Genomic DNA, 25,831 nt, shown 5'->3' with positions numbered 1-25,831 from the left:
GTCGCCCCGCTAGCGGCTGCCTGACACCCGTCGCCCTGGTGGCGACGGGCCACGCACCACCTCCCGGCCCGGCCCGCCGGCGGGCAGGACGCCATCCAGACAGCTGCACGGACACCCATGGGATTCTCGACGCTCTTCATCCGACGCCCGATCGCCACCTCGCTGCTGATGGTGGCGATCCTGCTGCTCGGCATCCTGGGCTACCGCCAGCTGCCGGTGTCGGCGCTACCCGAGATCGAGGCACCCAGCCTGGTGGTCACCACCCAGTACCCGGGCGCCAGCGCCAGCACCATGGCGGTGCTGGTCACCACGCCGCTGGAGCGCCAGCTGGGGCAGATCTCCGGCCTCACCATGATGAGCTCGGATTCCTCGGCGGGCCTGTCCACGATCATCCTGCAGTTCTCGATGAACCGCGACATCGACGTGGCCGCGCAGGACGTGCAGGCGGCGATCAACCAGGCGCGCGGCGTGCTGCCCAACAACCTGCCGTATCCGCCGGTGTACAACCGCGTAAACCCGGCCGACGCGCCCATCCTCACGCTGTCGCTGCAGTCCGACAGCCGGCCGTTGCGCGACGTCAATGATTTCGCCGACTCGATCCTCGCGCAGAAGCTGTCGCAGGTGCCCGGCGTGGGCCTGGTCTCGATCGCCGGCAACGTGCGCCCCGCGGTGCGCGTGCAGATGAACCCGGCACAGCTCTCCAACCTCGGCCTGACCATGGAGGACGTGCGCAGCGCGCTCACCCAGGCCAACGTCAACGCGCCGAAGGGCACGCTGAACGGCAAGACCCAGAGCTATTCCATCGGCACCAACGACCAGCTGAAGGATGCCGCCGAATACAAGAACACCATCATCAGCTACAAGAACGGCGCGCCGGTGATGCTTTCCGACGTGGCCCAGGTGGTCGACGGCGTGGAGAACGACCAGCTCGCCGCATGGGCCAACGGCAAGCCCGCGGTGCTGCTCGACATCCGCCGCCAGCCCGGCGCCAACATCGTGCAGACCGTGCAGCAGATCCGCCAGATCCTGCCCGAGCTGCGCGCCGCGCTGCCGGCGGACGTGCACCTCGACGTTTTCGCCGACCGCACCATCACCATCCGCGCCTCGGTGGAGGACGTGCAGTTCACCCTGCTGCTCACCATCTTCCTGGTGGTGGCGGTGATCTTCGTGTTCCTGCGCCGGCTGTGGGCCACGGTGATCCCGTCCGTGGCGGTGCCGCTGTCGCTGCTCGGCACATTCGGCGTGATGAGTTTCACCAGCATGTCGCTGGACAACCTTTCGCTGATGGCGCTCACCGTGGCCACCGGCTTCGTGGTGGACGATGCGATCGTGATGATCGAGAACATCGTGCGCTACATCGAGCAGGGCAAGGAGGGCAAGGAGGCCGCCGAGCTGGGCGCGAAGGAAATCGGTTTCACCGTGCTGTCGCTGACAGTGTCGCTGATCGCGGTGTTCCTGCCGCTACTGCTGATGCCCGGCGTCACCGGCCGGCTGTTCCACGAGTTCGCCTGGGTGCTGACCATCGCGGTGGCGATCTCGATGCTGGTGTCGCTGACGCTGACGCCGATGATGTGCGCCTACCTGCTGAAGCCCGACCAGCTGCCCGAGGGCGAGGACGCGCACGAGCGCCACTTGGCCGCCGGCAAGCGCACCGTGTGGGCGCGCACCGTGGGCCTGTACGAGCACACGCTGGACTGGGTGCTCGACCACCAGAAGCTGATGATCCTGGTGGCGGCCGCCACGGTGGCGGTGACCGTGTTCCTGTACATCGCGATCCCCAAGGGCCTGCTGCCCGAGCAGGACACCGGCATGATCACCGGCGTGGTGCAGGCCGACCAGAACGTGGCGTTCCCGGCGATGGAGCAGCGCACCAAGGCGGTGGCCGAGGCGCTGCGCAGGGATCCGGCGGTGGCCGGCGTGGCGGCGTTCATCGGCGCCGGCACGATCAATCCCACGCTCAACCAGGGCCAGCTGTCGATCGTGCTGAAGGACCGCGGCCAGCGCGACGGCCTGGACAAGATCCTGCCGCGCCTGCAGCAGGAGGTGGCCGGCATCCCGGGCGTGGCGCTGTACCTCAAGCCGGTGCAGGACGTGACGCTGGACAGCCGCGTCTCCGCCACCGAGTACCAGTACGCGCTGTCCGACACCAACACCGACGAGCTGGCGAAGTACGCCACCCAGATGACCCAGGCGCTGCGCCAGCGGGCCGAACTGGCCGACGTGGACAACAACCTCGCGGACCAGGGCAACGCGCTCAAGCTCACCATCGACCGCGAGAAGGCCAGCCGCCTCGGCGTGCCGGTGCAGACCATCGACGACACGCTTTACGACGCGTTCGGCCAGCGCCAGATCTCCACCATCTTCACCCAGCTCAACCAGTACCGCGTGGTGATGGAGGTGGCGCCGCAGTTCCGCACCACCACGGCCCTGCTCGACCAGCTCACCGTGCGCGGCAACGGCAACGGGGCGCTCACCGGCTCGACCGCGACCAGCTTCGGCCAGCTGAAGTCCAGCAACTCCGCCACGCCGTCCGGCATCGGCAACACCGGCAACGTGGGCTTCACCATCGGCGGCGGCGGCACCATCCCGCTGTCCTCGCTGGTCAGCGCCAAGGTCACCAGCGCGCCGCTGGTGATCAGCCACCAGCAGCAGCTGCCGGCGGTGACGCTGTCGTTCAACGTGGCGCCGGGCTACTCGCTGTCCGACGCGGTGTCGGCGATCCACCAGGTCGAGGCGCAGCTGAAGTTCCCGCCGCAGGTGCGCGGCGAGTTCATTGGCAAGGCGGCGGAGTTCTCCAACAGCCTCGGCGACGAGGTGCTGCTGCTGCTCGCGGCGATCGTGGTGATCTACATCGTGCTGGGCGTGCTGTACGAAAGCTACATCCACCCCCTGACGATCATCTCCACCCTGCCGCCGGCCGGCGTGGGCGCGCTGCTGGCGCTGATCCTGTTCGGCATGGACCTGTCGGTGGACGGCATCGTCGGCATCGTGCTGCTGATCGGCATCGTGAAGAAGAACGCGATCATGATGATCGACTTCGCGATCGAGGCGCAGCGCAAGGGCATGAACGCGCGCGACGCGATCCACCGCGCCTGCCTGCTGAGGTTCCGCCCGATCATGATGACCACCGCCGCGGCCATGCTGGGCGCGCTGCCGCTGGCGCTGGGCAACGGCATCGGCGCCGAGCTGCGCCGGCCGCTGGGCGTGTCCATCGTCGGCGGCCTCCTGCTCTCGCAGCTGGTGACGCTGTACACCACGCCGGTGATCTACCTGTACATGGAGCGTTTCCAGGATTGGCTGCGCGCGCGCCGCGAGCGTCGCCTGCTGGCCCGCGCGCAGGCCGACGGCACGGCGCATTGAGGCGTACGCTACCGGGCGCCGCGCGGCGGTGCCGCATCCAGCGCGGCGAAACGATCAGCCGTTTCGCCGCGTGCACGTTGAGCAGGACATGATTCGCAACATTTTCCCATCCCTCCCCACGACGCCCCGCCGCGGGTCCCGGGCATGAACATCTCCGGCGCCTTCATCCGCCGCCCGATCGGCACCTCGCTGCTGGCGATGGGCGTGTTCGTGGCCGGCATGATCTGCTACCTGCTGCTGGGTGTTTCGGCGCTGCCGAACATGCAGTTCCCGGCGATCTTCGTGTCGGCCAGCCAGGCCGGCGCGGATGCCACGACCATGGCCAGCACCGTGGCCGCGCCCCTGGAGCGCCACCTCGGCCAGGTGCCTGGCATCGAGATCATGAACTCGCACAGCTCCGAAGGCAGCACCTTCGTCTTCATGATGTTCAACACCGGCGTGAACCTGGATTCCGCCGCGCGTGACGTGCAGGCCGCGATCAATGCGGCGCTGCCCGACCTGCCCAGCGGGCTCAACGGCACGCCCAGCTACGAGAAGGCCAATCCCAACGACGACCCGATCATCGCGATCGCGCTGACCTCGACCACGCAGTCGGCGCCGCAGCTGTACAACGTGGCGGACACCCTGCTGGCGCAGCGCCTGCGCCAGCTCAAGGGCGTTTCCTCGGTGGACATCGCCGGCGCCGCCACGCCGGCGATCCGCGTCGACGTGAACCTGCGCGCGCTGAACGCGATGGGCATCTCGCCGGACGACCTGCGCAATGCGCTGGTGGCCGCCAACGTAACCTCGCCGGAGGGCTTCCTGTCCAACGGCAAGACCACCATGGCGATCAGCGCCACCGCCCAGTTGCACACCGCCGACGACTTCGCGAACCTGGTCATCGCGATGAAGAACGGCACGCCGGTGCGGTTGTCGGACGTGGCGAAGGTGTATGCCGGCACGCAGGACGCTTACCAGGCGGCCTGGTTCCAGGGCAAGCCGGCGATCCTGATGTACGTGTTCAAGAAGTCCGACGCGAACGTGATCGCCACGGTCGACGAGGTGCGCGCGCAGCTGCCGCTGCTGCACAACTACCTGCAGCCGGGCACGGTGATGACGCCGTTCTTCGACGACACGCCGACGATACGCGCCTCGCTGCACGAAGTGCAGGCCACGCTGCTGATCTCGCTGGCCATGGTGGTGCTGACCATGGCGCTGTTCCTGCGCCGGCTGGCGCCCACCTTGATCGCCGCGCTGACGGTGCCGCTGTCACTGGCCGGCGGCTTCATCGCGATGTACATCCTCGGCTACACGCTGAACAACCTCACCCTGCTCGCGCTGGTGATCGCGATCGGCTTCGTGGTGGACGACGCGATCGTGGTGATCGAGAACATCATCCGACACATCGACGCCGGCATGACGCGGATGGAGGCGACGCTCGCCGGCGCGAAAGAGATTGGCTTCACCATCGTCTCGATCACCGCCTCGCTGATCGCCGTGTTCATCCCGCTGCTGTTCGCCGGCGGCTACACCGGCATGTTCATGCACGACTTCGCGGTGACCCTGGTGTCCGCCATCGTGATGTCGGCTCTGGTCTCGCTGACCCTGACCCCGGCGCTGTGCGGCCGCTTCCTCGGTGGCCACCAGCAGCACAGGGAGCCGTCGCGGCTGGGCCGCCTGCTCGACCGCTTCCACGCCGGCATGCTGGCGGCCTACAGCCGCGCGCTGAACTTCTCGCTGCGCCACGCGCTGGCGTTCTCGCTGACTCCGCTGGCGCTGATCGTGGCCACGTTCTTCCTGTTCGGCGTGGTCAAGAGCGGCCTGTTCCCGGCGCAGGACACCGGCCTGATCTGGGGCCGCGCCACTTCCAGCGCCACCGTTTCCTTCGCGCAGAGCGAGCAGCGCCTGCAGCGGCTGACGCAGATGCTGATGGCCGATCCGGACGTGGCGACCGTGGGCACCCGCCTCGGCACCAGCCGGCAGGGCGCCAGCGGTTCGTTCAACATCGACCTGAAGACCCGCGCCGAGGGCCGCAAGGACGACACTTTCGCGGTGCTCGCGCGGCTTAGCGCGAAGGCGGCGAAGTACCCCGACCTCAACCTGCGCCTGCGCCCGCTGCAGGACCTGCCCAGCGCCAGCGGCGGCGGCACCAGCCAGGGCGCGCAGTACCAGATCGGCCTGCAGGGCAATGACCTTGCCGAACTGGAGCTGTGGTTGCCGAAGCTGGTGGCCGAGCTGAAGAAGAACCCCAAGCTGCAGGACGTGGGCAGCGACGTGGACGAAGGCGGCCTGCGCCAGAACATCGTCATCGACCGCGCCACCGCGGCGCGTCTCGGTGTGTCGATCGGCGCGGTCGACGGCGCGCTGTACGACGCGTTCGGCCAGCGCCAGGTATCCACCATCTACTCGGACATCAACCAGTACAAGGTGGTGGTGAACGCGCTGCCGAACCAGACCGCCACGCCGGACGCGCTGAACCAGGTCTACGTGCGTTCCGGCGCGGGCAAGATGGTGCCGCTCGCCGCGATCGCGCACCAGGTGCCGGGGCTGGCGCCTTCGTCGATCACGCACCAGAACCAGTACACCACGATGGACCTCAGCTTCAACCTCGCGCCCGGCGTGAGCATGGGCGAGGCGATGGCGATCATCCAGGCCACCGTGGCGAACATGCGCATGCCGGGCGACATCAAGCTCAACCTCGGCGGTGACTTCCGCCGCTTCCGCGACATGCAGGGCGGCATGCTGTGGCTGGTGCTGGCGGCGGTACTCACCGTCTACATCGTGCTCGGCATGCTGTACGAAAACCTGATCCACCCGGTGACGATCCTGTCCACCCTGCCGGCGGCGGGCATGGGCGCGCTGATGGCGCTGTGGCTGACCAACACCGAGTTGTCGGTGGTGGCGCAGATCGCGCTGGTGCTCCTGATCGGCATCGTGAAGAAGAACGCGATCATGATGATCGACTTCGCCCTGGTGGCCGAGCGCGAACAGGGCATGAGCCCGCTGGAAGCCGTGCACGAGGCCTGCCTGGTGCGCTTCCGCCCGATCATGATGACGACGATGGTGGCCATCCTCGCCGCGCTGCCGATCGCGATCGGCCTGGGCGAGGGCAGCGAGCTGCGCCGCCCGCTCGGCATCGCCCTGATCGGCGGCCTGCTGATCTCGCAGAGCCTGACCCTGCTCTCGACGCCTGCGCTGTACGTAGTGTTCTCCTGCCTGGGCGCGCGCTGGAAGGCCTGGCGCGCACGCCGCGCCGAGCTGCGGCGGACGCGGCGCGTGGCGCCGGCGCGGCTGCCAGGCTGAACGCGTATCCCTGCTTCCGCTGGCGGGCACGCCGGGCGGGTGCCGAGGATGGCGCCGGCACGCGGCATCCATGCCTTGCCAGGCTGAACATACGGTGCTGCCCCCGCGCGCAAGCGCACCACTCCCCTTAAGATGACAGTCCGGCGTCCGCCGGGTTGCCATCAGGGGGCATGCGGCATGGTTCGGTTTCCGTCGCGTTTCACGCGCAGCGGCGTGGTACGGCTCTTCGCCGTGCTGGCCTTCGCAGCCTGCGCCTGGGCGACGGTGTGGCCTGAGCCGCAGCCGCCGCAGAAGCTGTTCGTGCTGCTGCTGCTGTTGTGCGTCACCGGCGCGCTGCTGTGCGCCACGTTGCGCTTCGCCTTTGCGCTGCTGCTGGGCGGCGGCCTGTTCTTCGCGCTGCGCTTCATCTCCGGCCTCAAGGAGAGCTACCTCGAGACGGCGCTGATGCCGGCGGATTTCGTCTACTACGCCCGCTCCAGCCTGATCGCCACGCTGCGCCATTACCCGCACCTGTACCTGCTGACCGCGGGCGTGCTGCTGCTGGTGCCACTGCTGCTGCTGCTGGCATGGCGGCTGGATCGCCCGCTGTTCGCACGGTGGCATGGCGGGGGCAGGGTGGCCTGGCGCGTGGCCGGTGTGCTGCTGTGTGCCGTGGCGTTCCGCGTGAGCCTGCTGCCGGAAGGGCCGTTTGCGCAACTGCATGACCGCAACGTGTGGGACAAGCTCTCCGACGACGCCCAGCTCACCAACTTCTTCATCAACCTCAACGACGCCGGGGTGACGATGCCGGCGATGTCCGACGACGCCGTGGCACAGCGCGAGTGGGCATCCACCGCGAGCGCGGTCGAAAAGCAGGGCACGCCCGGCGCCCGGCCGGCGACGTATCCGGACATCGTGCAGGTGCTGGAAGAAAGCACCTTCGATCCCGCCAACTTCACGGCCTGCGGCGTGCCGGGCTGCAGCTTCGCGATGTTCCGGCCCGACGCGCGTACGCGCGGTACCGGCCTGTTGCGCACGCATACCTTCGGCGGCGGCACCTGGGTCAGCGAGTTCGCCGTGCACACCGGCCTGCCACAGGACATCTTCGGCGCCGGCGGCATGTACGCGCCCTTCGTGCTGGCGCCGCACGTGCACGACACGCTGCCCGACCTGTTGCGCCGACTGGGCTACCTCACCGTCGCGGTCTATCCCACCAACGGCGCCTTCCTCAACGGTCGCGATGCGTACCGTGCCTATGGCTTCGACCATCTCTACGGCGCGGGCGAGCTGGGCCTGGACGAGTGGGACGAGACCGACGCGCAGATGTTCGCCGCCGCGAAGCGCGTGTACGACAAGGTGAAGAAGCCGGGCCAGCCGGTGTTCGTGATGATCCTGACGATCAACCAGCACGGTCCGCACGACGACAACCCGATGGCGAAGCTGCCGTTGCCCTGGCGAAACATGGTGCAGGGGCTGTCCGGCAAGGACGAGAGCGCGCTGGATTTCGACACCTACCTGTGGCGCCTGCACGATTCCGACGTGGCGATGCAGGGGCTGGAGCACGACTTCCTGGATCGCGGCGAACCGACCGTGCTTGTGCACTTCGGCGACCACCAGCCCTCCTTCGACGGCCTGATCCGTCCGCTCAAGCGCACGCTGCCGCCCGCGCTGCAGCCCGAGCGTGACTTCCTCACCTACTACATGATCAAGAGCAACTTCGCCGGGCCGCCGCTGCCGGCCTATCCCGCGCTCGACATCGCCTTCCTGCCGACCATGGTGCTGCAGGCCGCCGGCCTGCCCGAGGACGCTTACTTCGCCGCCGCCACCCAATTGCGCGACCGGTGCGAGGGGCGCTTCGACGACTGCCCGGACAAGGCGCTGCTGGCCTCCTACTACGCCTGGGTCTTCCGGCGGCTGCACGTGTACGAGTAGTACGCCGCATGTCCGGTCGTCCTGCCGCGCCATACCCCCGCCGGCTCGCCGCGGCCACGCTGGCGGCGGCCGGCGCCGCGATCGCGGGTGCGCTGCTGGCGCAGGAGGCATCCGGCTGGCGGTGGCTGCACTGGATCGGCAAGCCGCTCGCCACGCTGTTGATCCTCGCGCTGGCATGGCGGGCACGGCCGGCAACGTCGCCGCGCTATCGCGGCTGGATACTCGCCGGCCTGGGCTGCGCGCTGGCGGGTGACGTGCTGCTGATGCTGCCGGGCGACCTGTTCGTGCCGGGACTGCTGGCGTTCCTGTGCGCGCACGCCTGCTTCATCGCAGCGTTCCTCGGCGACAGCCGTTTCGCCGCGCCGGCGTGGCCGCTCATGGCATGTCTTGCCTGGGGCGCGGCGAACCTGGCCCTGTTGTGGAACGCGATAGACGCGCCGCTGCGCGCGCCGGTGATCGTCTACGTGGCGGTGCTGGCGACGATGGCAGGGCAGGCATGGGCGCGGGCGCGGATGCGGCGCGCCGACGCGGCCGTGCAAATGGCCGCGCGGGGTGCACTGGCTTTCCTGCTGAGCGACGGCGTGCTGGCCTGGGACCGCTTCCGCGGCCCCGTGCCACTGGCCAGCCTGTGGGTGCTGGCGGCGTACTATCTGGCGCTGTGGTGGATCGCCCGCTCGGTGCAGGGCGTACCGGTCGGACACGAGGCGGCATGAACACGCAGGAACTCATCATTACCTTGGCTACGCCGGTGTTCTTCTTGCTGATCGGCATCGAGCTGCTGGTGGCGAAGCGGCGCGGGCGCGACGCCTACGCCAGCAACGACGCGATCAACAGCATCGGCCTGGGTGCCATCTCGCAGCTGGTGGCGGTGTTCACCAAGCTGCTGACCATCGGCATCTACGCGTGGTGCGCGCGGCACTTCGCGCTGTTCAAGCTGCCGGCCGACAGCGTGCCGGTATGGATCGGCGCCCTGCTGGGCTACGACTTTTGCTACTACTGGCTGCACCGCCTGGGCCACGAGGTGAACATCCTGTGGGCCGCCCACGTGGTGCACCACCAGAGCGAGCGCTACAACCTGTCCACCGCGCTGCGCCAGACCGGCAGCGGCGCGCTCCTGGGCTGGATCTTCTACCTTCCGCTGGCGATCCTCGGCGTGCCGGTCGAGGTGTTCGTGGTGGTGGCGCTGATCGACCTGCTCTACCAGTTCTGGGTGCACACCGAGCAGATCGGCCGGCTGGGCTGGTTCGACCGCGTGTTCTGCTCGCCGTCCAACCATCGCGCCCACCATGCGGTGAACGACCGCTACCTCGACAGGAACTACGGCGGCATCCTGATCCTGTGGGACCGCCTGTTCGGCAGCTTCGTGGAAGAGGACGCCGCCGATCCGCCGGTGTACGGCACGCGTGCGCCGTTGCGCAGCTGGAACCCGCTGTGGGCGAACGCCGAGGTGTACTGGCGTACCGCGCAGGATGCATGGCACGCGCGGCGCTGGCGCGACAAGCTGCTGGTGTGGCTCAAGCCGCCGGGCTGGCGCCCGGCCGACGTGGTCGCGCGTTTTCCCAAGCCGGATTTCGCGATGCCCACCAGGCGCTACGACCCGCCTGTAAGCGCGCCGCTGAAAGGCTACGTGCTGCTGCAATTCGCCTTGCTGCTGGGCATGGTCACGCAGTTCCTCGGCATCACGGAGCGCGCGGGCCTGCCGACGCTGCTGCTCTACGCGATCTGGCTGGTGCTTGGCATCAGCGTGCTCGGCGCCCTGATGGAAGACCGGCGCTGGGCGTGGTGGGCGGAAGGCGCGCGCGTGCTCGTTCTCGCCGTGCTGCCGCTGGCCAGCGGCCGCTGGTTCGGCGTGGCGCATCTGGACGTCCGTGTCGCGCTGGCCTTCGCGCTGGTGTTCGGGGCGAGCGCGCTGGCCTTGCCGTGGCTGCGCCGCGCCGCGCCGATGCCCCCGCTACCGGCCTGAAGCCGGCGCGCATGACCCCCGGCCCATGACCTGCGGCGCCGATTCGCTATGATCCCCCGGTTTCCACAGGGGATGCGCCCATGTCTTTGTTGAGCCGAATGCTCCGCCACAAATCCATCGAGCAGCTGCAGGGCGAGGTGGGCCGGCGCAGCGACTTCCGCCGCGTGCTGGGCCTTTGGCAGCTCACCGCCATCGGCATCGGCGGCATCATCGGCGTGGGCGTGTTCGTGCTGGCGGGCCAGCAGGCGGCGCTCAACGCCGGTCCCGCGGTGATCCTCTCCTTCCTGATCGCAGGCATCGCCAGCGCGGCGGCGGCGCTGTGCTACGCCGAGTTCGCCGGCATGATCCCGGTCACCGGCAGCGCCTACACCTATGGTTACGCGGTGCTCGGCGAGCTGGCCGCATGGTTGATCGGCTGGGACCTGCTGCTGGAATACGCGTTGATCGTCGCGGTGGTGGCGATCGGCTGGTCCGGTTACGTGCAGTCGGCGCTCACCGGTATCGGCGTCCACATTCCGGTCTGGGCGCAGGGCGCCATCGGCACGGGCGACGGCCACGTGTTCAACGTGGTCGCTTCGCTGGTGACGCTGGGCGTGTCGGCCCTGCTGATCTTCCGCACGGAATGGGGCGCGCGCTTCAACACGCTGGTGGTGGCGATCAAGGTGGCTGCGGTGGCGCTGGTGATCGGCATCGGCGTGTTCTACGTGAAGCCGGCCAACTGGGTGCCGTTCATTCCCGCGCGCGTGGTGGGCGCCGACGGCCTGGCGCATTTCGGCTTCCAGGGCGTCGCGGCGGCCGCGGCGGTGGTGTTCTTCGCGGTGTTCGGCTACGACACGCTGACCACGGCGGCGGAAGAGTCGAAGAACCCGCAGCGCGACCTGCCGCGCGCGGTACTGCTGTCGCTGGGCATCTCGATGGCGATGTACCTCGCGGTGTCGCTGGTGCTTACCGGGATCGCGCACTACACCACGCTCAACACGGCGGCACCGGTGGCCGACGCATTCGAGGGTCTGGGCCTGCGCTGGGTGGCGCTGACGGTATCGGTGGCCGCGGTGTTCGGCCTGATCAGCGTGCTGTTCGCCTTCATGCTGGGCGCCACGCGCATCTGGTTCGCACTGTCGCGCGACGGCCTGCTGCCGGGCTGGTTCGCCAAGGTGCATCCGCGCTACGGCACACCGCATCGCCCGACGGTGGCGCTCGGCGTGTTCACCGCGCTGGTGGCCGGATTGCTGCCGATCGAGGAGGTCGCCAAGCTGGTGAACATCGGGGTGCTCTCCGCCTTCATCATCATCTGCACCTCGGTGATGCTCCTGCGCAAGCGCAAGCCGGACCTGCACCGCGCGTTCCGCACGCCGTGGGTGCCGCTGGTGCCGCTGGTCGGCGTGGCGTTCTCGGTCTGGCTGCTGTCGGAGCTGCCGGCGATCACCTGGAAGGTATTCCTGATCTGGGTGAGCCTGGGACTGCTGATCTACCTTGGCTACGGCATGCGGCACAGCAAGCTCGAGCGGGGCGGCTGAGCGCCTGCCACGTGCACATGCGCCGGCATCGCTGCCGGTGCATCATGCCGCGATCCGGGAAGGGGGCACATCATGCAGGAGCCGGTGGAATCGTCGGGCGCATCCGCAGCGGTCTGCGCGAACTGCAGTGCGCCGCTGGGCGGCGAGTACTGCATGCAGTGCGGCGAGCGCCGCCTGCATCCGGACGAGCACACGTTGCGGCATGTCGCGGGCGAGTGGATCGAGGCGTTCTCGCACGGCGAAGGACGCCTGCTCAACTCGCTGCGTACGCTGTTGTTCAAGCCGGGCGAGCTGACGCGCGAATACTTTCGCGGACGACGCGTGCCCTATACGCGGCCGGTGGCGTTGTTCCTCGCGATTAACCTGCTTTATTTCCTGCTGGCGGCTCTGCAGACCTTCAACACATCCCTGAATACCCAGCTGGTGATGAATCCGCTCGCCGGGGTCAAGCAGTCGCTGGTCATGCGCCATGTGGCCGGGGCACCCGTCGACAGCGACGAGAGCGCCATGCTGGCGGGCGATTATTGGCGCTCGGAGAATTCTTCCGCATTCGCGTCGAACGCGCGCAAGGGCGCCGTGCCATCGGCCGCGGCGTCGGCCCGCGATGCCGTGCCCGCCCGCGATGCCGGACTGTTCGCGGCATTGCAGAGCTACGGCAAGCGCTACGACGAGCGCACCGACGCCTTGTCGCGTGCGCTGGTGATCGCGCTGGTGCCGATGCTGGCGTGCTGGTTGTGGCTCGCGCTGCTGCCGTGGCGGCGTGGCCTGGCCGAGCTCTCCATCTTCGCCACCCACACCTGGGCAGCGCTGTTGCTGATACTGCTGGCCTTCGGCTGGGCATGGAAGGGCCTGACGGAGGCGGCGCTGCGGTTCGGGGGCGGGCTGCCGGCATTCCTGCAAACCGACGGCTACGGCAGCGCGGCGCTGGGCCTGCTGGTGCTGGCCTACGTCTATCGCGCGCAGCGGAACTATCTCCGGTTCGGATCGTTCGGCAGCGCCGTGCTGTGCGTCTGGACCGTGGCGGGCCTGTTCCTGTCGCTGGAGCTGTATCGCTTGCTGCTGTTCTTCGTGACGGTGTACGCGCTGCACTGATCGCGGCCGCGCAAAATCATGCGTTGCGCGCACGTGACCTCTGGCAGGGTGCCGCACGCATGTCGCGATCTACCATCGCCCGGTCACCCGCCGCTCGCCGCCATGACGAACGACGCGTTCCTGCCGGCAGCGCGGTTTCCGCGTGGACCGGTGCCTGCCCGGAGCCACCCGTGAATCGCCAATCCTTCCGTTCCAGCCTGATCGCCGCCGCCGTGATCGGGGCGCTTTCGCTGTCCGCCGCCGCCACGGCGCAGGATGCCCATCGTGCCGCGCCGCTCGACCAGCCCTATGCCGGCATGCTCACGGTGAACGTCGACCTCACCGGCGCGCCGAAACGCATGTTCCGCGTGCACGAGACGATCCCTGTGAAGCCGGGCGAAGTGACCCTGCTGTACCCGGAGTGGATCCCCGGCGAGCATGCGCCGTCCGGCCCGATCCAGAACGTGGCGGGAATGGTCATCACCGCGAACGGCAAGCAGCTGGCGTGGCGGCGCGATTTGCGCGACATGTACGCGATCCATCTCGACGTGCCGGCGGACGTGAGCCAGCTCGACCTCTCGTTCCAGTTCCTGTCGCCAGGCGACGGTGAAGGCAGCCTGTTCGGCGCCAGCGCCTCCTCCACGTCGAACCTGGTGGACGTGGAGTTCAACCAGGTGGCGTTCTATCCGGCTGGTTACTACTCGCGGCAGATCCAGATCCAGCCCACCGTGCAGCTGCCCGCCGGATGGAAGTTCGGTACCGCACTGCAGGTGCAGAGCCAGAATGGCGACACCGTGCAGTTCAAGCCAGTGAGCTTCAACAACTTCGTGGATTCGCCGCTGATCGCGGGCGAGCACTTCGACCGCGTGGACCTGGCGCCGGGCGCGAAAGTGCCGGTGCACCTCAACGTGGTGGGCGACGGCGCCAAGGACGTCAAGCTCACCGCCAAGCAGCTGGAGCAGCAGCGCGCGGTGGTGAAGCAGACCAACCTGTTGTTCGGTGCGCACCATTACGACCACTACGACTTCCTGCTCACGCTGTCCGACCACACCGGCCACTTCGGGCTGGAGCACCACCAGTCCAGCGACGACCGCCTGCCGGCGGACTTCTTCACCAACGACGACATGCACACGCTGGCGGCCAGCCTGATGCCGCACGAATTCGTGCATTCGTGGAATGGCAAGTTCCGCCGCCCGGCCGACCTGTGGACGCCGAACTTCAACGTGAAGATGCAGGACGACCTGCTGTGGGTGTACGAGGGCCTCACCGACTACTGGTGCAGCGTGCTCACCGCGCGCTCCGGCCTGTGGACACCCGAGCAGTTCCGCGACACCATGGCGAACATCGACGCCTCGATGAGCGAACGCACCGGCCGCGCCTGGCGCTCGCTGCAGGACACCGCCGATGCCGCGCCGCTCACTTACTACGGCGGCGGCGGCTGGGCCAACTGGCGTCGCGGCACCGACTTCTATCCGGAAGGCCAGCTGCTGTGGCTGGACGTCGACACCAAGATCCGCGAGTTGTCCGGCGGCAAGCATTCGCTGGACGATTTCGCGCATGCCTTCTACGGCATGGAAAACGGCAGCTACGTCACCAAGACCTACACCTTCGACGACGTGGTGAACACGCTGAACCAGGTGCAGCCGTTCGACTGGGCGAAGTTCCTGCGCGCGCGGCTGGACTACACCGGCCCCGAACTCCCCGAGCACGGCATCGCCCGCGGTGGCTGGAAGCTGGTCTACACCGACAAGCCGAACGCCGAGATCAAGGCGATGGAGGGCATCCGCCATGGCGTCGACCTCGCCGCCTCGATCGGCCTGTCCGCCTCGAAGAGCGGCCAAATCTACGACGTGCAGTGGAACGGGCCCGCGTTCAAGGCCGGCCTGGTGCCCGGCCTCAGCATCGTGGCGGTGGACGGCAAGGACTATTCGCCCGACGCGCTGAAGGATGCGGTCACCACGGCCAAGACCGGCAGCGCGCCGATCGAGCTGCTGGTGAAGAACGTCGACGTGTACAGCACGGTGAAGATCGACTACCACGGCGGCCTGCGCTACCCGCACCTGGAACGCGCCGGCGGCAAGGACCTGCTGGGCGCGATCGCCACGCCGCGCAAGTAGTGTGATATCTCCTCCCCCTGCGGGCAGGGGGAGGTCGGGGGGGCAGGCCTTCGTGCGGCGGACCCCATCCCCCGCCCTCCCCTGCATGCAGGGAGGGCGCATAACGTCCTCGCGCATGACCTCTGGCAGGGGGAGCACGGTGCGCGGCCGGTCTAGCATCCAAGCCTTGCCCGCCGCCCATCTCGCCGCGCGGGCTGTTGCCCAAGGGCCTGTTTAATGTCTCCACATAGCCCGCGTTGCCTTGCTGTGGTCGCCAGGAGGTGGTGCGTGGCGCAGCGCCTGCCTGGCTGGCAGCTCAAGCCCCGCGCTGCCGCGTGGAGACCACAGCAAGGCAACCCGAAGGGCCGGGTCTGTTTGCCCGCATGCCCGCGTCATCACTCAGTCGTGGACGGACGTCCACTCCTTCGTTCTTCCTTGGCCTGCGTGCAAACAGTTCCCGGCGCGGGCCATGCGGGGACATTAAACAGGCTCTAAAGGAGAATCCATTGAAAGCCACACGCCTCGCCTCCGCCATCGTCGCCAGCGCCTTCGGCCTGGTCAGTCTCAACGCCCTTGCCGATGTGCCGCCGCCGCAGGACGTGGCCTACCCGGGCACGCTGCAGATCAGCGTGGACGCCACCGACCTCGCGCACCGCGTGTTCCGCGTGCACGAGGTGATGCCCGCGCAGCCCGGGCCGCTGACCCTGCTGTATCCGCAGTGGCTGCCCGGCAATCACTCGCCCAGCGGCCCGATCGACAAGTTCGCCGGGTTGGTGGTGAAGGCGAACGGCAAGGTGCTGCCGTGGACCCGCGACCCGCTCAACGTCTTCGCCTTCCACGTCGAGGTGCCACAGGGCGCCAGCAGCGTGGAGGTGGACTTCCAGTACCTGACCCCGCAGAACACCCGCCAGGGCCGCGTGGTGATGACGCCGGAAATGCTCAACCTGCAATGGAACGCGAACTCGGTGTATCCGGCCGGCTACTACAGCCGCCAGATCAAGACCGAAGCGAGCGTGAAATTCCCTGCCGGCTGGCAGTTCGGCAGTGCGCTGGAAGTGGCCTCGCGCGACGGTGACACCGTGCACTTCAAGCCCACCACCTACAACACCCTGGTGGACTCGCCGATCTATGCCGGCAAGTACTTCAAGCGCATCGACCTCGACCCCGGCGCGAAGACGCCGGTGCATATGGACATCGTGGCCGACGCGCCGAAGTACCTCGAGATCACCCCCGAGCAGATCAAGCCGTTCCGCGAACTGGTGCAGCAGATGTACAAGCTGTACGGCGCGCACCACTACGCCCACTACGACTTCCTCGTCTCGCTCAGCGACAAGATGAGCGGCAACGGCCTGGAGCACCACCAGTCCAGCGAGGACGGCACTTCGGCCGACTTCTTCACCGAGTGGAAGAAGAACGCGCTGGGCCGCGACCTGTTCTCGCACGAGTTCAACCATTCGTGGGACGGCAAGTACCGCCGCCCGGCCGACCTGTGGACGCCGAACTTCAACGTGCCGATGCAGGACTCGCTGCTGTGGGTGTACGAGGGCCAGACCCAGTTCTGGGGCCAGGTGATGGCCTCGCGCTCGGGCCTGTGGGATACCGAGCAGGCGCACGACATGTGGGCCTTCGTGGCCGCCACCTACGACAAGGGTCGCCCCGGCCTCGCCAGCTGGCGCAACGTGCAGGACACCACCAACGACCCGATCATCGCCCAGCGCGCGCCGTTGCCCTACCGCAACTACCAGAGCAGCGAGGACTACTACTCGGCCGGCCAGCTGATCTGGCTGGACGTGGACGGCAAGCTGCGTGAGCTGAGCCATGGCAAGAAGAGCATCGACGACTTCGCCAAGGACTTCTTCGGCATGGACAACGGCAGCTTCGTCACCAACACCTACGTCTTCGACGACGTGGTGAAGACGCTCAACGGCATCCAGCCCTACGACTGGGCGAAGTACCTGCGCGAACGCCTCGACGGCCACGGCCCGCTGACCGGCGGCTTCGAGTCGCACGGCTGGAAGCTGGTCTACACCGACAAGCCAAACGCCGCGTTGAAGGCGTTCGAGGCGCGCCGCCACTTCGCCGACCTCACCTACTCGCTGGGCGTGTCGGTGGGCAAGGGCGGCCAGATCGGCGACGTGCTGTGGGACGGCCCTGCCTTCAAGGCCGGCCTTGCCCCCAGCATGACCATCGTCGCCGTCAATGGCCACGACTACGATCCCGATGCGCTGAAGGACGCCGTCACCGCCGCCGCGAAGGACAAGAGCCAGCCCATCGAACTGCTGGTCAAGAACTTCGACGAGTACAAGACCATCCGCATCGACTACCACGACGGTCTGAAGTACCCCCACCTCGTCCGCGACACCGGCAAGCCCGACACGCTCAGCACGCTGTTCAAGGCACGCTGAGCCATGCCTCCGTCCCTCTCCCCCGGGAGAGGGATGGGGCGAGGGGCGGTTATTGCCGCGTGCCGCCATGCACGCCCGGTCTGTCCGGCCGGCATGGGCGATCAGCGCCATCTCCGCTATACTGCCTGCCCGCCGCGGACCGCAACGATCCGCGCGCGGCCTCGCAGCACCACGCGCCCGTAGCTCAGCCGGATAGAGTAGTGGCTTCCGAAGCCATTGGTCGGGGGTTCGAATCCCTCCGGGCGCGCCATTCCCTTCGTTGAGCACCGCAAGGTCGGGACTGCCGCTCGGCTGGCGCCCTTGCAGGCGCTTCCGCCTTGGTACGGCACGGGAGAGAATGGGCTCTCCATCGACGCCGTCGGCGCCACGCGCCGCGCGCTGTCCGATACCGACAGGGCCTGCAATGACCAAAGACCAGTTGAAGAAACTCGAGGCCGATCTCTGGCGCGCGGCCGACAGCCTGCGCGCCAACTCCGACCTCAAGGCCAGCGAGTACTCCACGCCCGTGCTCGGCCTGATCTTCCTGAAGTTCGCGGACAACAACTACCGCAAGCACGAGGACGCGATCCTCGCCGAGTACAGCAAGCACAAGGGCAAGCGCAGCGAGCGCAAGCTGGCCGACATCGCGGTGGAACGCTGCGGCTTCTACCTGCCCGAGCACGCCCGCTACGACTACCTGCTCCACCTGCCCGACAGCGAGGACATCGCCAAGGCGATCAAGGAGGCGATGCAGGCGATCGAGATCTACAAGCCCGAGCTGCAGGCGTGCTGCCGCAGGACGAGTACTTCCGCTTCAGCCGCTCCGAGCAGAACCGCGGCATCCCGCGCCAGCTGTTGAAGAACTTCGCCGACATCCCGGCCGACGCCGACGGCGACCTGTTCGGCCAGATCTACGAGTACTTTCTCGGCGAATTCGCCATGTCCGAAGGGCAGGGCGGCGGCGAGTTCTTCACCCCGCGCTCGGTGGTGCAGCTGATGGTGGGCATCCTGCAGCCGCACGGCGGCACCATCTACGACCCGGCCTGCGGCTCCGGCGGCATGTTCGTGCAGTCGGCGCACTTCATCGAGCAGCACCGGCGCGACCAGGCCGAGGGCGGCTCGGACATCTACGTCTACGGCCAGGAGAAAACGCTCGAAACCGTCAAGCTGGCCAAGATGAACCTGGCGGTCAACGGCCTGCGCGGCGAGATCATGCAGGCCAACACCTATTACGAAGATCCGCACCACAGCTTCGGTGCGTTCGACTACGTGATGGCCAATCCGCCGTTCAACGTGGACGACGTGTCGCTGGGCAGCGTGGAGAGCGATCGCCGCTTCAACACCTACGGCATCCCACGCAACAAGACCAAGGTGAAAAAGGCGGACGAGGGCAAGCAGACCGTGCCCAACGCCAACTACCTGTGGATCAACCTGTTCGCCACCTCGCTCAAACCCAACGGACGCGCCGCGCTGGTGATGGCCAACTCGGCCAGCGACGCGCGCCACTCCGAGGCGGACATCCGCCGGGCGCTGATCGAGGCCAACCTCATCTACGGCATGCTCACCCTGCCGTCCAACATGTTCTACACCGTCACCCTGCCGGCCACGCTGTGGTTCTTCGACAAGGCCAAGCCGGACGAGCGCATCCTGTTCATCGACGCGCGCAACGTGTTCACGCAGATCGACCGCGCCCACCGCGAGTTCAGCGACGAGCAGGTGCGCAACCTGTCGCTGATCAGCCAGCTGCGCCTGGGCGACCGCCACGAATTCATCGACACTGTGGACGACTACTTCGCCGCCGGCTTCGCCGCGCTGGCCGAAAGCCACACCCACATCGCCCCGCTGGCCGAGCAGCTGCTGGCGGTGCTGGACGACACCGAGGGCCGGATGGCTGTGTCGACCATGCAGGAGGAATGGGCAGCCTTGAAGCCGCTGCAGAAGCGCTTCGCCACCTACCAGACCAAGGCCGATCCCAATGCCTCGATCGCCGTCAGCAACCGCGCCCAGCATGCGCTGCGCGAACACTGCGACCCGTTCTTCGAGGCGCTGCATGCCGACCTCAAGCGGCTCGACCGCCTCGTGCGCCAGCACGAGAAGCGCCTCACCGAGGCGGCGCCGGCCGAGGGCAAGCGCGGCGGTATCGACCGCGACACCAAGGCGCTGAAGGCGGCGCTGGAAGCCCTGCACGGCGAAGTGCGTCGCGCGGAGTATTGGTTCGGCCACGTGCGCTGGCTGCAGGAGCGCTTCCCCGAGGCCTCCTACGAGGACGTCACCGGGCTGTGCAAGCTGGCCACGCTGGCCGAGGTGAAGGAGCAGGACTGGTCGCTCAATCCCGGGCGTTACGTAGGCGTGGTGATCGAGGAGGATGGGAAGACGGAGGAGGAGTTTGTGGCCGAGTTGCTGGCGATGAACGATGAGCTGGCAAATCTCAACGCTTTCGCCCGAGACCTGGAGGCTGTTATCCAGTCCAACGCTTTGCAGATTGCAGGCGAATCGTGAGCGTGTGGCCGAAGGTCAAATTGAAGGACCTGTGCGAGCGCGTGACTGTGGGTTACGTCGGTCCGATGGCACAGCAGTATGTGCCGTCCGGCGTACCGTTCCTTCGCTCCCTCAACATCAGGCCGTATCGCATCAGCCTCGACAAGCTGATGTTCATCGATGAGGCTTTCCACCATAAGATCAGGAAGTCAGCGTTGCAGCCGGGCGATGTCGCCATCGTGCGAACCGGCTACCCAGGCGTCGCATGCGTGATCCCTGAGTCGCTACCGCGCTCGAATTGCAGCGATCTTGTGATCGTTCGACCCAGCAAGGAGCTCAATCCACACTTCCTCTGCGCCATTTTCAATTCGACGTTCGGTCGAGATGTGGTTGCCGGCAATCTCGTGGGCGCCGCCCAGCAGCACTTCAACATCACGGTCGCGAAGGAGCTGGTTCTCAGCGTTCCGGGGAAGGCGGAGCAAGACAAGATCGCGGCAGTGCTCGTTACCTATGACGACCTGATCGAGAACAACCGGCGGCGGATCGCCCTGCTGGAGCGGATGGCCGAGCAGCTCTACCGCGAATGGTTCGTCCGCTTCCGCTTTCCCGGGTACCAGCAGGCCAAGTTCGAGAAAGGCGTGCCTCGCGACTGGACGAAAGCGCAATTTAGCGACCTGTGCACCTTGCAACGTGGATTCGATCTGCCAGATGCGCAGATTGTTGATGGCAGCTATCCGGTGGTGGCGTCGACGTCCGTCAAGGCCTTCCATCACGCATTCAAGGTAGAGCCGCCAGTGATCACCACGGGTCGATCCGGCAGCCTGGGTGTCGTGTTGTGGACAAGCGAAAGGGCGTGGCCACTGAATACGGCGTTGTACGTAAAAGACTTCCGCGGAAATTCGCCGCACTTTGTTTTCCACACCTTGCGTACGATGCGTCTGGAAAACTTCAATTCCGGTGCAGGTGTGCCTTCACTCAACCGGAACCATCTGAAGAGCTTGCCGATTTCGCTTCCTCCGAAACCTCTACAAGATGCTTTTGCCAATCAGGTTGGGCCGATGCAGTCACTCAAGGAAAAGCTTGAGCGTGCTTGTGTCGAACTGGCCAAAACCCGCGATCTGCTCCTCCCCCGCCTGATCTCCGGCAAACTGCGCGTGGACGACCTCGACATCCAGTTTCCGCCCAGCATGCAGGCCGAGCGCGCATGAAGTTCGAAACCTTCAAGGCCGGGCGTTGGGTCGCCCGCTACCAGTACAAGAGCTTCGAGCCGGTGCCGGTGGACCACGACTGGAGCTGGGAGAACGCCGGCATCAACACGCTGCTGGAGTCGGCCAACCGGGCGCTGGGCGAGTTGAATGCGTTCTCGCTGATCGTGCCGGACATCGACCTGTTCATCACCATGCACGTGGTGAAGGAGGCGCAGACCTCCAGCCGCATCGAGGGTACCCAGACCGGCATCGGCGAGGCGGTGCTGAGCGAGGAGCTGGTGAAGCCGGAAAAGCGCGACGACTGGCGCGAGGTGCACAACTACATCGAGGCGGTGAACGACGCGATCGCATCGCTGGAGCGCCTGCCGCTGTCCAACCGCCTGCTGCGGCAGGCGCACGCGCGGCTGATGCGCGGGGTGCGCGGCGAGCACAAGCAGCCGGGCGAGTTCCGCAGCAGCCAGAACTGGATCGGCGGCTCCAGCCTGGCCGACGCCGCGTTCGTGCCGCCGCACCCGGACGGCGTGCCCGCGCTGATGGGCGACCTGGAGAGCCTCTGGCACAACGAGCAGATCACCGTGCCGCACCTGGTGCGCATCGCGATTAGCCACTACCAGTTCGAAACCATCCACCCGTTCTGCGACGGCAACGGCCGCATCGGCCGCCTGCTGATTCCGCTGTACCTGATCAGCCACGGTCTGCTGGCCAAGCCATCGCTGTACCTGTCGGACTTTTTCGAGCGCAACCGCGCCAGCTACTACGACGCGCTGACCCGGGTGCGCGTGTCCAACGACCTGATCCACTGGGTGCGCTTCTTCCTGCGCGGCGTGGCCGAGACGGCGACCAAGGGACGGCAGGTGTTCCAGCAGATCCTGGCGCTGCGCACCGAGGTGGAAGGGCATCTGCTGGGGCTGGGCAAGCGCGCGCCCAACGCCCGCCTGCTGCTGAACCTGTTGTATCGCCAGCCGGTGGTGTCGGCCGGCGACGTGGAGAAGGCGCTGGGTGTGAGCACGCCGACGGCCAACAAGCTCATCGCCGAGTTCGAGCGGCTGGGCGTGCTGGTGGAGGTGACCGGCCAGGCGCGCGGCCGGGTGTACGAGTTCCAGCGTTACCTAAGCCTGTTTTTAAGTTAACGTAATTGCGTTTCCCTTAACTAACGCGAGGCGTAAGGAAAGCCACCGCATGCCCAACCTGATCACCGAGGACCAGATCGAGCGGGCATTGCTGGCGCGGCTGCCGGCGCTGGGGCACTGGACGACGCTGAACGCCTACACGGCGGATCCGGCCGACCTGAACGACGGCAGCGGGCGAAGCGACAAGCGCGAGGTGATCCTGCGCGACCGGGTGGGCGCCAGCACCCGCCGGCTGAACCCGACGCTGCCGGAGGCGGTGATCGACGAGGCGCTGGAGCGCCTGTGCGACCCGCGCCGGGCGATGACCGCGGTGATGGCGAACAAGGAAGTGCACGACCTGCTGCGCAACGGCATGGCGGTGGAATACGACGACGCGCAGGGGCGCCGACAGCACGAGCGCCTGCGCCTGATCGACTTCACCGACATGGCGGGCAACGACTTCCTCGCCGTGTCGCAGCTGTGGATCCAGGGCGAGCGCGGCTACCGCCGGCCGGACGTTCTGCTGTATGTCAACGGCCTGCCGCTGGTGTTCATCGAGTTGAAGAACTCCAACGTGGGCTTGAAGAACGCCTACAGCGAGAACCTCGTCACCTACCGCGCCGAGATCCCGCAGCTGTTCCTGTGCAACGCGTTCTGCGTGCTGAGCAACGCGCTGGAGACGCGGCTGGGCAGCATGACCGCCGAGTGGGAGCACTTCTTCACCTGGCTGCGGCCGGACGACGAGAAGGAAAAGATCGACCGCGAGGCGATCCGCGAGCACGGCACCAGCCTGGAGCGGCTGATCGACGGCCTGTTTGTGCCGGCGCGCCTGCTGGACTACGTCGAGAACTTCGTCCTGTTCTATCGGCAGACGCAGAAGGTGATCGCGCAGAACCACCAGTTCATCGGCGTGAACCGGGCGCTGGAGCGCTTCGAGCGGCGTGGCGAGCTGGAGGGTAAGCTGGGCGTGTTCTGGCACACCCAGGGCTCGGGCAAGAGCTTCTCGATGATCTTCTACGTGCGGAAGATCTTCCGCCGCGTGCCGGGCAACTTCACCTTCGTGGTGGTGACCGACCGCGAGGACCTGGACGGCCAGATCTACCGCAACTTCCTCGCCACCGAGACGGTGAGTGAGGCCGAATCCGCCCAGCCGGCCAACAGCGCCGAGCTGCGCAAGTTCCTCGGCCAGAACAAGCGGCTGGTGTTCACGCTGATCCAGAAATTCCGCTACGCGAAGGGCGCGGCCTATCCGCTGCTGTCCGACCGCGACGACATCGTGGTGATCGTGGACGAGGCGCACCGCACGCAGTACGCCAACCTGGCCGAGAACATGCGCGCCGGCCTGCCCAGCGCCAACTATCTCGCCTTCACCGGAACGCCGCTGCTGGGCCGCGAGCGCAAGACGGCCACCTGGTTCGGCGGCTACGTGTCCGAGTACAACTTCCAGCAGTCGATGGATGACGGCGCCACGGTGCCGTTGTTCTATGTGAAGCGGGTGCCGGAGGTGCTGATCCAGAACGAGGATCTGAGCGAGGAGTTCTACGAGATCCTGGAGGAAGAAAACCTCGACGAGGCGCAGCAGGAAAAGCTGGAGAAGCGCTTCTCCACCGAGATGGAGGTGATCAAGCGTGACGACCGCCTGGATGCGATCGCCCGCGACATCGTGGCCCACTTCCCGGCGCGCGGTTACCTCGGCAAGGGCATGGTGATCTCGGTCGACAAGTTCACCGCGGTGCGCATGTACGACAAGGTGCAGCAGCTGTGGAAGGCCGAGATCAAGGCGTTGATCGGCCAGGTCGCGGCGACCACCGACGAGCTGGACAAGGCGCGCAAGAAGAAGCGCCTGGAGTACATGCGCGCGGTCGAGATGGCGGTGATCGTCAGCGAGGAGGCGGGCGAGGAGAAGAAATTCGCCGAGCAGAAGCTGGACATCAAGCCGCATCGGGAGCGCATGAACCGGCTCGATGCGCATGGCCACGACGTGGAATACAACTTCAAGGATCCCGCCGACCCGCTGCAGCTGGTGTTCGTCTGCGCGATGTGGCTGACCGGCTTCGATGCGCCCACGGTGTCCACGCTGTACCTGGACAAGCCGATGAAGGACCACACGCTGATGCAGACCATCGCGCGCGCCAACCGCGTGACGAGCTGGGCCATCGGCGGCGTGCCCAAGCGCAACGGCGAGATCGTCGATTACTACAACGTGTTCCGCAACATGAAGCGTGCTCTGCGCGACTACGCCCAGGGTGACGATGACGAGACGCCACCGGTGCAGGACAAGGCGCGCCTGTTCGAGTTGCTGGACGATGCGGTCGTGCAGGCGACGGCGTTCTGTACCGAGCGCGGCGTGGATATCGGCGCGGTGCTCGGTTCGGGCGAGGTGTTCGACAAGCTGGGCCAGTTCAAGCGCTTCGCCGACACGCTGCTTGGCAGCGACGACTGGCGCCGCTCCTTTAACGTCTACGAGAACAGCCTCAGCGCGCTCTACGAAGCGTGCAAGCCCGAAGTGCTCGGACGCCCGGTGACGCGCCGGGTGGCGGCATTCCAGTACCTGCGCGGGGTGATCGACAGCCTGGTCGGCGAAGCGGACATCGACGCGGTAAGCCGCCGCATCGGCGAGCTGCTGGATCAGAGCGTGGTGGTGAGCCGGCAGTCGGGCAGCTGGCAGGCCGAGCCGGGCAGTCCGGTGTACCAGATCGTGCAGAAGGGCAAGGTCTGGGATCTCAGCAAGATCGACATCGACAAGCTGCGCGAGGAATACGCCGCCACCGAATACAAGAACATCGAGATCGCCGACCTGCGCGCCTTCATCAGCCAGAAGCTGGCGCAGATGATGAAGGCCAATGCGACGCGGACGGATTTCGCCCACCGCTTCCAGGCCATCATCGACCGCTACAACGCCGGCGGCTCGTCCAACGAGCAGTATTTCGAGGAGCTGCTTCGCTTTACCCGCGAACTGAAGGTCGAGGCGCGCCGCAATGTCGAGGAAGGCCTCTCCGAAGACGAGCTGGAACTGTTCGACCTGCTGCGCAAGGACGATCTGACCAAGGACGAGACACAGAGGGTAAAGCTGGCCGCCCGCCGCCTGCTCCATCGGCTGCTGGACGAGAGCCCGAAGGTGCTGGTGCAGGACTGGTTCAAGGATCGCCAGACCCGGCTGGCCGTGCGCAGCGCCGTCGTCACCGTGCTGGACGCCGACCTGCCCGAGAGCTATGACCGCAACGTATTCAACCAGACGTGTGATCGCGTGATGGACGTGATGCTGGGTTACGCCAGCCGCGGCGAGAAGTGGGTGGCGTGATTCGGCCTGTGCGGTGACGGATTTGCGTCGGCTGCGGGGCTTTTGATCCTCGAGGGCATTCGTCGAGGCTGTGCGTCATGGGGCCGGCCTGGCGCAGTCACCGGCTACGTGATTGCCAGGCCAAGGGGATCCTTCCCGTGACCTGTTGGAC

General features: G+C 66.9%; 14 protein-coding genes and 1 tRNA gene. All 15 read left to right on the top strand.

Features of this window, described 5'->3' with window-relative positions:
* Nucleotides 1-117: 117 nt before the first annotated feature.
* The 15 genes from AC2EWF_RS07760 (at nucleotide 118) to AC2EWF_RS07690 (ending at nucleotide 25,680) form a co-directional block, all read left to right on the top strand.
* On the top strand, nucleotides 118-3,360 hold the full coding sequence (locus AC2EWF_RS07760; protein ID WP_483638782.1) for an efflux RND transporter permease subunit: 3,243 nt from the start codon (nucleotides 118-120) through the stop codon (nucleotides 3,358-3,360).
* A gap of 144 nt (nucleotides 3,361-3,504) precedes the next feature.
* The gene (locus tag AC2EWF_RS07755; protein WP_483638781.1) at nucleotides 3,505-6,642 is read left to right on the top strand and encodes an efflux RND transporter permease subunit; all 3,138 of its coding nucleotides are present in this window, start codon (nucleotides 3,505-3,507) and stop codon (nucleotides 6,640-6,642) included.
* A gap of 177 nt (nucleotides 6,643-6,819) precedes the next feature.
* Entirely contained in the window at nucleotides 6,820-8,553 is a 1,734-nt protein-coding gene (locus AC2EWF_RS07750) for a sulfatase-like hydrolase/transferase (RefSeq protein ID WP_483638780.1), read from the top strand.
* Between the two features lie 8 nt (nucleotides 8,554-8,561).
* Entirely contained in the window at nucleotides 8,562-9,266 is a 705-nt protein-coding gene (locus AC2EWF_RS07745; RefSeq protein WP_483638779.1) for a lysoplasmalogenase, read from the top strand.
* Nucleotides 9,263-10,516 carry a sterol desaturase family protein gene (locus tag AC2EWF_RS07740; RefSeq protein WP_483638778.1) on the top strand — a complete coding sequence of 418 codons (1,254 nt, stop codon included), beginning with the start codon at nucleotides 9,263-9,265 and terminating at the stop codon, nucleotides 10,514-10,516. The genes AC2EWF_RS07745 and AC2EWF_RS07740 overlap by 4 nt, the downstream gene beginning before the upstream one ends.
* A gap of 80 nt (nucleotides 10,517-10,596) precedes the next feature.
* Nucleotides 10,597-12,033 carry an amino acid permease gene (locus AC2EWF_RS07735; protein ID WP_483638777.1) on the top strand — a complete coding sequence of 479 codons (1,437 nt, stop codon included), beginning with the start codon at nucleotides 10,597-10,599 and terminating at the stop codon, nucleotides 12,031-12,033.
* 72 nt (nucleotides 12,034-12,105) lie between these two features.
* Nucleotides 12,106-13,125, top strand: coding sequence for a DUF3667 domain-containing protein (locus tag AC2EWF_RS07730; RefSeq protein WP_483638776.1), 1,020 nt, complete (start codon nucleotides 12,106-12,108; stop codon nucleotides 13,123-13,125).
* A gap of 170 nt (nucleotides 13,126-13,295) precedes the next feature.
* Nucleotides 13,296-15,221: a M61 family metallopeptidase gene (locus AC2EWF_RS07725; protein WP_483638775.1), complete on the top strand. Its 1,926-nt coding sequence runs from the start codon at nucleotides 13,296-13,298 to the stop codon at nucleotides 15,219-15,221.
* Nucleotides 15,222-15,706: 485 nt separating this feature from the next.
* On the top strand, nucleotides 15,707-17,605 hold the full coding sequence (locus tag AC2EWF_RS07720) for a M61 family metallopeptidase (RefSeq protein WP_483638774.1): 1,899 nt from the start codon (nucleotides 15,707-15,709) through the stop codon (nucleotides 17,603-17,605).
* A 173-nt stretch (nucleotides 17,606-17,778) separates the two neighbouring features.
* A tRNA-Arg gene (locus AC2EWF_RS07715) sits at nucleotides 17,779-17,855 on the top strand.
* Between the two features lie 153 nt (nucleotides 17,856-18,008).
* Nucleotides 18,009-18,443: a type I restriction-modification system subunit M N-terminal domain-containing protein gene (locus AC2EWF_RS07710; protein ID WP_483638773.1), complete on the top strand. Its 435-nt coding sequence runs from the start codon at nucleotides 18,009-18,011 to the stop codon at nucleotides 18,441-18,443.
* Nucleotides 18,371-20,083 (top strand): HsdM family class I SAM-dependent methyltransferase, encoded by a 1,713-nt coding sequence (locus AC2EWF_RS07705; protein ID WP_483638772.1) that lies wholly within the window; start codon nucleotides 18,371-18,373, stop codon nucleotides 20,081-20,083. Before AC2EWF_RS07710 ends, AC2EWF_RS07705 begins: the two co-directional genes overlap by 73 nt.
* Nucleotides 20,084-20,085: 2 nt before the next feature.
* Complete coding sequence (locus AC2EWF_RS07700) at nucleotides 20,086-21,270, top strand: restriction endonuclease subunit S (protein ID WP_483638771.1); 1,185 nt, start codon at nucleotides 20,086-20,088, stop codon at nucleotides 21,268-21,270.
* Nucleotides 21,267-22,400 carry a Fic family protein gene (locus AC2EWF_RS07695; RefSeq protein ID WP_483638770.1) on the top strand — a complete coding sequence of 378 codons (1,134 nt, stop codon included), beginning with the start codon at nucleotides 21,267-21,269 and terminating at the stop codon, nucleotides 22,398-22,400. Before AC2EWF_RS07700 ends, AC2EWF_RS07695 begins: the two co-directional genes overlap by 4 nt.
* Nucleotides 22,401-22,449: 49 nt before the next feature.
* Nucleotides 22,450-25,680: a type I restriction endonuclease subunit R gene (locus AC2EWF_RS07690; protein WP_483638769.1), complete on the top strand. Its 3,231-nt coding sequence runs from the start codon at nucleotides 22,450-22,452 to the stop codon at nucleotides 25,678-25,680.
* Nucleotides 25,681-25,831: the final 151 nt, after the last annotated feature.

The sequence above is a fragment of the Rhodanobacter sp. sgz306013 genome (assembly GCF_057031145.1).
The sequence above is the reverse complement of the archived record's forward strand: the minus strand, read 5'-3'. Positions and strand labels throughout refer to the sequence as shown.